Here is an 8,443-nt window from a genome sequence, read left to right as displayed (position 1 = left end):
GGTCGCCACCGGTCAGGCGCAGCGGCGCGCGCGCGGCGAGCAGGGCGCCGGGCAGGCCAGTGCGGTCGAGCGCATGCGAGAGCAGCAGCGCGCCGTCGATGCCGTGCCCTTCCAGGTGGCGCACCCGCGATTCGTCGCTTTCGAGCAGGCACAGGGCCAACTGGTCGGCGCCGATGATGTCGTTCACCGCCTGCAGGAACACCGCCGCCAGCGCATCGGGCCGGCGCTCGCCGATCAGGCGCAGGCACAGTTGCTCGAGGGCGCCCAGGCGCGCCGCCAGCCGGTCGCCGGGCGCGACTGCGACCAGCGGGGCAATGGCGTTGTTCGCGGCGGGCGGCGCGCTCGCCATGTCCAGCCCGAGTTCGGCGTTGACTGCGTCGAAGATCGCCTGGGCGTCGCACGGCTTGGGCAGCACGGTGCGCACGCCGCAGCTGTGCGCCATCTCGGACATTTCGCGCTCGGCGAATACGGCCGAGTAGAAGATCACGCGGGTGGCGGCCAGTTCGGGGTCGGCGCGCAGGCGCTGGACGAACTCGTAGCCGTCCATGGTCGGCATCAGGAGATCGGTGATGATCAGGTCGGGCCGTTCGGCGCGCACCAGGGTGAGCGCCTCGGCGCCGTCACGGGCCTGTAGCAGGTGGTGCCCGGTGAAGCCGAGGAGGGTGAGCAAAAATTCGCGGTTACTGGGACGGTCATCGACGACTAGAATGGTGGCCATCAGTTCTGCTCCACAGCTGCGGTGGAGCGGTTTCGAACGCAAGATACCGGCATGAATAACTCCGAATGGGGCCCCGGCAGCCTGGGGCGTGCGTGTTGGCGTGGATCAAATGATAATGCAGGCTGGCTGCGCGGCAAGTCCAAACGTTGCATGAAAAATCACACTTTTTTACAATTAACGATTTGAAAAGGCCTTTTCGTTGTGATTTCGCCACGGGAACCCGGGGCAGCCGGGCCCGGTTCGCCGGCGTGGGCGATGGTCGGTGGAAACGCGGCAAATCCTTTAAAATAGCGGATTACGCAAACTGGCCAGTACCAAGGAACACAGCATGTCTATCTCCAGCACCCAGGAAATCGTTGACGAATTGCGCGCCGGCCGCATGGTCATTCTGGTCGACGAGGAGGACCGCGAAAACGAAGGCGACCTCGTGCTTGCCGCCGACTTCGTGACCCCCGAGGCGATCAATTTCATGATCCGCCACGCGCGCGGCCTGGTGTGCCTGACGCTGTCTGAAGACATCTGCGACCGGCTCGAGCTGCCGATGATGACCAGCAAGAACGGCACCTCGTTCGGCACCAATTTCACCGTCTCGATCGAGGCGGCCGAGGGCGTCACGACCGGCATCTCGGCGGCCGACCGCGCCCGCACGATCCAGGTCGCGGTGGCCAGGAACGCGAAGCCGGGCGACCTGGTCCAGCCCGGCCACATCTTCCCGCTGCGCGCGGTCAACGGCGGCGTGCTGATGCGCGCCGGCCATACCGAAGCGGGCTGCGACCTGACCGAGATGGCCGGCCTGACCCCGGCCTCGGTGATCTGCGAGATCATCAAGGAAGACGGCACCATGGCGCGCCTGCCGGACCTGATCGAGTTCGCCAAGGAGCACCAGCTCAAGATCGGCACCATCGCCGACCTGATCCACTACCGCAGCCAGAAGGAAAAGCTGGTCGAGCGCGTGGCCGAGCGCTCGCTGTCGACCGCGTACGGCGACTTCAAGCTGATCGCGTTTCGCGACAAGCCGAGCGGCGCGGCGCACCTGGCGCTGGTGCACGGCGAGATTGCCGGCGATCGCGAAGCGCTGGTGCGGGTGCACCAGCCGGTGTCGATCCTGGACGTGCTGGAGGACCGGGCGACCACCCACTCGTGGAACATGGCCAGCGCGATGAAGGCCATCCAGCACGCCGACAACGGGGTGCTGGTGCTGCTCAACTGCGGCGAGACCGCGGAACAGCTGTTCGCGCAGTTCGCCACGCTCGACGCCCAGGGCGCGCGCCCGGTCGGCCGCGCCGCCACGATGGACCTGCGCACCTACGGCATCGGCGCGCAAATCCTCAAGGACATTGGGGTGCGCAAGATGCAGCTCCTGGCCAATCCGCGCAAGATGCCATCGATGGCCGGCTTCGACCTCGAAGTGACGGGCTACATGGCCGATCCGGGCGCCTGACGGACTGGCAGACGCGGTAGCATTCACCATTCATCATTCAAACAAAACAGAACAAGAGGGCAGCCATGACGGTACCAACTTATGAAAGCAACCTGGCGGGTGAAGGCATCCGCATCGGCATCGTGCAGGCGCGCTTTAACGCAGACGTCGGCCACGGCCTGCTGTCGGCCTGCCTGGCCGAGCTCAAGCACATGAACGTGGCCGAGGAAGACATCCTGCACGTGACCGTGCCGGGCGCGCTCGAGATTGGGCTGGCGCTGCAGAAGATGGCCGAGACCCAGCAGTTCGACGCGCTGATCGCGCTGGGCGCGGTGATCCGCGGCGAGACCTACCATTTCGAGCTGGTCTCGAACGAGTCGGGCGCGGGCATCACCCGGGTCGGCCTGGACTACGGCATCCCGATCGCCAACGCGGTGCTGACCACCGAGAACGACGAGCAGGCCGAGGCGCGCATGGCCGAGAAGGGCCGCGACGCGGCGCGCGTGGCAGTGGAGATGGCCAACCTGCTGATCGCGCTCGAAGAGCTGCAGGCAGAGGAAGACTGAGGGAAGGTGGCAAGATGAGTGAAAAGAGCATACACGCCAATCCGAACAAGAACCGCACCCCGCGACATCGCGCGCGCGAGTTCGCATTGCAGGGCCTGTACCAATGGCTGCTGAACAATGAGCCGGCATCGGCGGTGGTGAACAACATCCGCGCCGCGCACGGCTTCGACAAGGCCGACGCCGAGTTCTTCACGTCGCTGGTCAACGGCGCGATCGCGCAGTCGGTCGAGCTGCGCGAGGCGGTGGCGCCGGTGATCGACCGGCCGTTTACGGAACTGTCGCCGATCGAGCACGCGGTGCTGCTGCTGGGCGCTTTCGAACTGAAGAACCACCCGGAGGTTCCGTACCGCGTCGTGATCAACGAGGCGGTCGAGCTGACCAAATCGTTCGGCGGCATCGACGGGCACAAGTACGTGAACGGCGTGCTGGACCGGCTGGCCGGCAAGCTGCGCCCGGAGCAAGTGGCGGCGGACGGGCGTCACTGACGCGCGCGGCGCCCGAACGAAAAAGCCACCCGCGGTTCGCCGCCGGTGGCTTTTTTATCGCCCGTAGAATCCCGGCGTAGGGTGCGCACCTGTGCGCACGCGGTCACCGCATGCCGACTTGCGGCTGCCGCTTCGTTACGCCGCGTTTGCGAACCGCGTGCGCACAGGTGCGCACCCTACGCCTAGCGCTCATGGCATCGACATGAACTGCGCCGGCGACAGTGCCGCATGGGTAAAGCGTGCGGCGCGGATCGCGCCCTTGAAGTAGTTCACCCGATTCATCCGCACGCCCACCGACGCCTTGCCCGGCCCCTGCGGCTTGAACGGCACCTCCGCTTCGCCCTGCAACTGCCCGTTGACGTACGCGCGATACATACGCCCGTCGAACGTCTGGGCGACGTGGTACCACTGCCCAAGCGGATAGCGCCGGTCCGGGAATATCAGCGTCTGGCCATAGCCCGCGCCGTGCGTGTACGTGTCCAGGTACCACGTGTCGTCCACCACCCGGATCTCGAACAGGAAGCGGGTCCCGCTGGGCGGAGAAGCTGGCGGCTGGCCGGGCGCTGGCGCCGGCTCATCCGAGGCCAGATGGAACCAGCGCTGCTCGAACGCTCCACCGTCGGGGCGGAAAAACGCTTCGAACGTAAACGTCGCGGCGCCGGCCAGCGGATGCTGGTCGATGAACAGCGCGTCGTGCACGCCGTCGAACTGCACCGCCGTTCCCAGCGGTGTATCGATCAGCTGCGGCGCGCCTTCGACCTTGACCGGCAGTCCCCCGACGCGCTCGAGGTTGTCGAAAACCCACAGGCTCCACTGGTGATGGACGGGCGTGACGGCCAGCGCCAGGCCGGGCGGAAGCGCGAGGCCCGAGAGCGATACGCCGGCGCGCAGCAGGCGGCGGCGGGGTTCCGAATGGGGTGGCTTCATGTGTTGTCCTCAATCGTACAAATGTTGCACGTAATTAAGACCTGCGGCACACTGTGCTGACTGGTCAGTCCAGTCACACGATTGTCCTGACCAGTTTTATAACATAGAAACCGGATCGGAGGAGAGGGCGCAATGCAGGCGAGGTCGAGGATGGTGGGGACGGGTTATCGCGGATTGTTCGGGCCAGGCTGGCGAATGCGGCCGCTGGCTCGGGCCGTGGCACTGGGCGCGTTGATGAGCGCCGGCGCCGCGCAGGCAGGCGATCCCGGCCTGCTGTTTTCCGTGACCGGCGAGCAGGGCGCGCTGGCCAGCTTTGCCGCCGGCCGGGCCGATCCGATCTTCGCTACCGGCGTCGGACGTGCCGGCGATGGGGCCAAGGGGGCTGCGCTGGCGATGGCGGACAACGTGGTGCTGGCCTGGGCGGCACCTGGCAACATCTACGCGCAGCGCGGCACGATGTCGTTCTTCTTCCGGCCGCGCCAGCCGCTCGGCGCCACCCCGTTCCCGATCATGCGCGCCGGCTCTGCCGATGGCAGCGACTGGGACATGGCCTGGCTGCGCATCGACTGGAACGGCCATGGCTTTGACGCCTTCGTCACCGATACGGGCCTTGCGCGTTCGCGCGTGTCGTTCAAAGTGGAGCGGCTGCCACGGCCTACCGACTGGATCCACCTGGCTTTCGCCTGGGACGAGACCAGCGGCGTGCGGCTGTGGGTGAACGGCAAGCCTGCCGCGCGCAAGGACATCAAGGCGGTGTACGACAGCGGCTTGTACGGCATCGGTCCGTTCCAGCGCATCGTCGGGCCGTGGCAGGTGCAGTCGCGCTACAACTTCATGCGCGGGGGCGACATCGACGAGCTGCGCGTGTACGACCGCATGCTGACCGACGGCGCGGTGGCCGCGCTGGCTGCGCACCGGCAGCCGGTGCTGCCGCCGGCGCCATCGCTGGACGACCCGGCGCTGCGCGAGGCATGGTGGCTGCGCCACGGCTGGAACCGGGAGGGCGACGTGCCGGCCTACCTGGCGGACCCGGTCACGCGCATCCGCAAGGTGGAGTTCACCGATGCGCGCGACATCAAGGCCAAAATGTTCAAGGGGATCGACGGGATTCGCGAGACCACCTGGCCGGGCGTGTACAACCGCTCGCGCCTGCCGGGCCGTAACGATTACTTCCAGCTGCCGGACTGGAATACCTACTCGGAGGGCGGCAAGCAGTACACCTTGACGCTGCCGGACGAACCCTGGAACCGGATCGAGATCAACGGGCCGGCGCATGGCCAGCTGGTGCGCACCCTTGGGGACGGGCAGGGCGTGCTGATGCAGCGCGCGCCCGGGCAGGAGCGTACTTCGACCCAGTTCGCGACCACCCACCAGGGCGGCGAAATCCGCTTCGACAACAAGGCGCAGGAAACGCCAATCGAGGAAATCGCCGCTTACCACGTGGGCCCCGGCCGCGTGCCGGAAGGCGTGGCCACGCTGAGCTACACGGTGGATGTCGGCGCCGCGCTCGACCTGTACCCCAACCTGGCGCCGCTGCGCAGCTTCATCGATGGGCGTTTCGTGGCGGGCGAACGCAGCGCGGTGGCGGCGCTGCCCGCGGGCGCACCGCGCCGCGAAGGTCCCGCGCGGCCGAAGGGCATGCCGGTCGTGCACGTGCTGGTGCCGGGCGATTTCCGCAGCCCGCTGGCGGGCGAAGGGCCGACCCGCTTTTCGTACGGATGGCAGAACATGGACGCCGGCCTGGACGGCGTCGCGCTCGAACTGCCGGCTCTGAAGGTCAGTGCCACGCACCAGGGCCTGCTGCCGCTGAACATCCGGGTGCGCGATCCGTTGTGGCCGGAACGCGACCTGCTGGACGTGAACGTGTCGGTCAAGCCGAACGAGGCGCGCACGCTGTGGCTCGATACGCGCGACCTCATGCTGCCCCCGACCGGCAACCTGATGCTGACCATCTCCGCCGCCGGCGGCGGTTTCGATGCCGCCAGCCTGGATGGCATGCGGGTGCGGCTGGTGTTCAAGCCTGCCGAGGAAGCGAAGAAGGAGCACATCGCCGACCGCCTGGAGCAGGCGCGCGACAACCTGGCCTTCCTGGTCGAGGAGAACCCCAACATCCGGCCGTACACGATGTGGCACCGTTTCGAACTGGACGTGTCCGACGTGCTGCGGATCGACCCGTCCAACGAGTTTGCGCGGGCGCTGTGGAACGAGAAGAATCCGGAGCAGCCATTCGGTCCATTCGTGCAGCCGGCGCCGCCGGCCGGCGTGCCGCTGTGGGCGTTCCGGCAGGTGGAAATGCTCAAGCTGTACCGCAAGTTCGTAAACTGGTGGATCGACGAGCGCCAGGTGGAGAACGGCGAATTCGGCGGCGGCCTGTCGGACGACACGGACCTGGTTAACAGCTGGGTGCCGCTGGCGCTGATGGGCGTGCAGCCGGAGCGGGTGACGCTCTCGCAGCGCAAGGTGCTCGATGCCACGTACGAAAACGGCATGTGGGCCAATGGCCTGGGGCGCATCCAGGCCGACGAGCTGCACTCGTACGAGGAAGGCATCAACTCCGTCGGCCAGTTCATGCAGATGAGCTGGGGCGATCCGACCGCGATCGAGCGTGGGATGGAGGTGGCGCGCAATTATCCGCGCCTGTTCACTTCCAATCCGGCCGGGCATACGCATATCAATAGCTCCTACTTCAGCGGCACCACGATTTCGCACGAGCAGGCGTGGGCCGAGCAGCGCACCTATGGCTTTTTGCTCAGCCATCCGGGGCTGCTGCTGGTCGACTACAACGGCGCGCCTGCCACACGCGCGCTGATCCTGCGCCTGCTGGACGGCTATCTGGCGCACGGCAAGCAGGACGAGCGCGGCCTGTGGTCGTACCCCGCGACCATCGCGTTTGACAGCGACAAGGGGAGTGGCAATGGCATGGGCGAGTCGATCCACGTGTTCTGGGCCGCCTACCAGTGGACCGGCGATGCGAAATACCTGCGGCCGATCCAGGCCCTGGCGGGGCGCGGCAACCTCGGCGCGCTGCGCCTGCTGAACGCCGACCTGCTCGCCCGCCTGCCGGGTGGACCGGCCCTGGCGGACAAAATGCTGCGCGCAGGCGATCCCGGCGAGGGCAAGGTCGACCGCAATTACGGCAGCAGCAACGACAGCGACGTGGTGCGCCTGCTGCGCTGGCAGACCACTGGCGACAAGCGCGAGATCGCCGACATCTTCGGTCGCGAGCTGCAGTTCAACATGAAGCGCTTCCCGGTGATGACGGATGCGCACCTGTGGACCGACCGGGTGAACGTGTCGAACGAGATGCTGCAGCGTACCCGGATGGGCGGCGTGGCCCATCGCCGCAATTCGTTCTATCCGGGGAACCTGGTCACCTGGCGCTTCGCCAATGGCGCATCGGGCGAAGACGTGGCGCTCCTGATCCCGCAGGGCGATCCGAAGCACTTCAAGGTCATCGCCTACAACCTGAGCGATAAGCCGGTCACCGCTTTCATCACCGGGGCCCAGCTGGCAGCGGGAACGTGGAGCGTGACCTCCGGCGTCGATACCAATGACGACGACCGTGCCGACAACCCGTCCGCCCCACGCAGCGTGCGGCTGGAGCGGGGCAGGAGCGTGGAGCTCAATTTTGCGCCGCACCAGACCGTGGTCTACGAGTTCAAGCTGGAGCAGCCGGGCAGCGACCCCGCGACCCGGGCGGACATCGGCCTGTCGCCGGACGACCTGGTGCTCAAGGACCGTGTGCTCGGCATCCGGGTGCACAGCCTGGGCGCCAAGCCGACGCCGGCGGGATTGGTGCTCGTGGAAGACGCAGCCGGGAAAGCAATCGCATCGGTGCGCTTCCCTGAGCTGGCGGCGCCGCTTGACCTGCTGCCCAAGACGGCGGACGTGCAGGTGACGCTGCCGGAACGGGGCGATCCGGCCCAGTTGCGGGTTCGCCTGACGCTGGACGGCGCGCCGGATGAGGTGACCGATGCGAACAACGTCGCGCCACTGGTTCGGCCGACGCTGGAGACGGATCGGATCCGCTAGCGAGTAGGGTGGGCGGGATGAGGCTGGCCAGTGGCCGGCCGAACGAACGCCCACGCGTTCAAACTAAGCGTGAATACCGAATTCGTGGCTACTCTGCCTGTGGTTGAACGCGTGGGGTGAGTCGGGCTAAATGCCCGACGAACGAGCCGCCACCCTACAACTGTGTTCGGGCAAGTCGTAGGGTGCGCACCCGTGCGCACGCGGTACGTATGCGTACCAGAGCCAACGAAATTCAACCGTACCGCGTGCGCACAGGTGCGCACCCTAACGGGCATTGCAAAGCGACGTGCCGCCC

Annotated in this window: 6 protein-coding genes; 4 read left to right on the top strand and 2 right to left on the bottom strand. The window is 66.9% G+C overall.

Going from position 1 to position 8,443, the window contains the following annotated elements; translation table 11 throughout:
• On the bottom strand, positions 1 to 718 hold a 718-nt coding region (locus E4O92_RS12705), incomplete at its 3' end, for a response regulator (RefSeq protein ID WP_135190145.1).
• A 328-nt stretch (positions 719 to 1,046) separates the two neighbouring features.
• On the opposite strand from E4O92_RS12705, the gene ribBA reads away from it, so the two are divergent.
• The 3 genes from ribBA (at position 1,047) to nusB (ending at position 3,189) form a co-directional block, all read left to right on the top strand.
• Positions 1,047 to 2,159 (top strand): bifunctional 3,4-dihydroxy-2-butanone-4-phosphate synthase/GTP cyclohydrolase II, encoded by a 1,113-nt coding sequence (gene ribBA / locus E4O92_RS12700; protein ID WP_135190144.1) that lies wholly within the window; start codon positions 1,047 to 1,049, stop codon positions 2,157 to 2,159.
• A gap of 65 nt (positions 2,160 to 2,224) precedes the next feature.
• On the top strand, positions 2,225 to 2,704 hold the full coding sequence (gene ribH / locus E4O92_RS12695; protein ID WP_135190143.1) for a 6,7-dimethyl-8-ribityllumazine synthase: 480 nt from the start codon (positions 2,225 to 2,227) through the stop codon (positions 2,702 to 2,704).
• A 14-nt stretch (positions 2,705 to 2,718) separates the two neighbouring features.
• Positions 2,719 to 3,189: a transcription antitermination factor NusB gene (nusB, locus tag E4O92_RS12690; protein WP_135190142.1), complete on the top strand. Its 471-nt coding sequence runs from the start codon at positions 2,719 to 2,721 to the stop codon at positions 3,187 to 3,189.
• 189 nt (positions 3,190 to 3,378) lie between these two features.
• Here the strand turns inward: nusB and E4O92_RS12685 are convergent, their stop codons facing one another.
• Entirely contained in the window at positions 3,379 to 4,116 is a 738-nt protein-coding gene (locus tag E4O92_RS12685) for a LamG domain-containing protein (RefSeq protein ID WP_135190141.1), read from the bottom strand.
• 195 nt (positions 4,117 to 4,311) lie between these two features.
• On the opposite strand from E4O92_RS12685, the gene E4O92_RS12680 reads away from it, so the two are divergent.
• Complete coding sequence (locus E4O92_RS12680) at positions 4,312 to 8,148, top strand: LamG-like jellyroll fold domain-containing protein (protein WP_135190140.1); 3,837 nt, start codon at positions 4,312 to 4,314, stop codon at positions 8,146 to 8,148.
• Positions 8,149 to 8,443 lie beyond the last annotated feature (295 nt).

The organism is Massilia horti (assembly GCF_004614195.1).
Taxonomy (GTDB): domain Bacteria; phylum Pseudomonadota; class Gammaproteobacteria; order Burkholderiales; family Burkholderiaceae_D; genus Telluria; species Telluria horti.
Note: the sequence above shows the minus strand (reverse complement) of the source record. Positions and strands in the feature narration are given on the sequence as shown.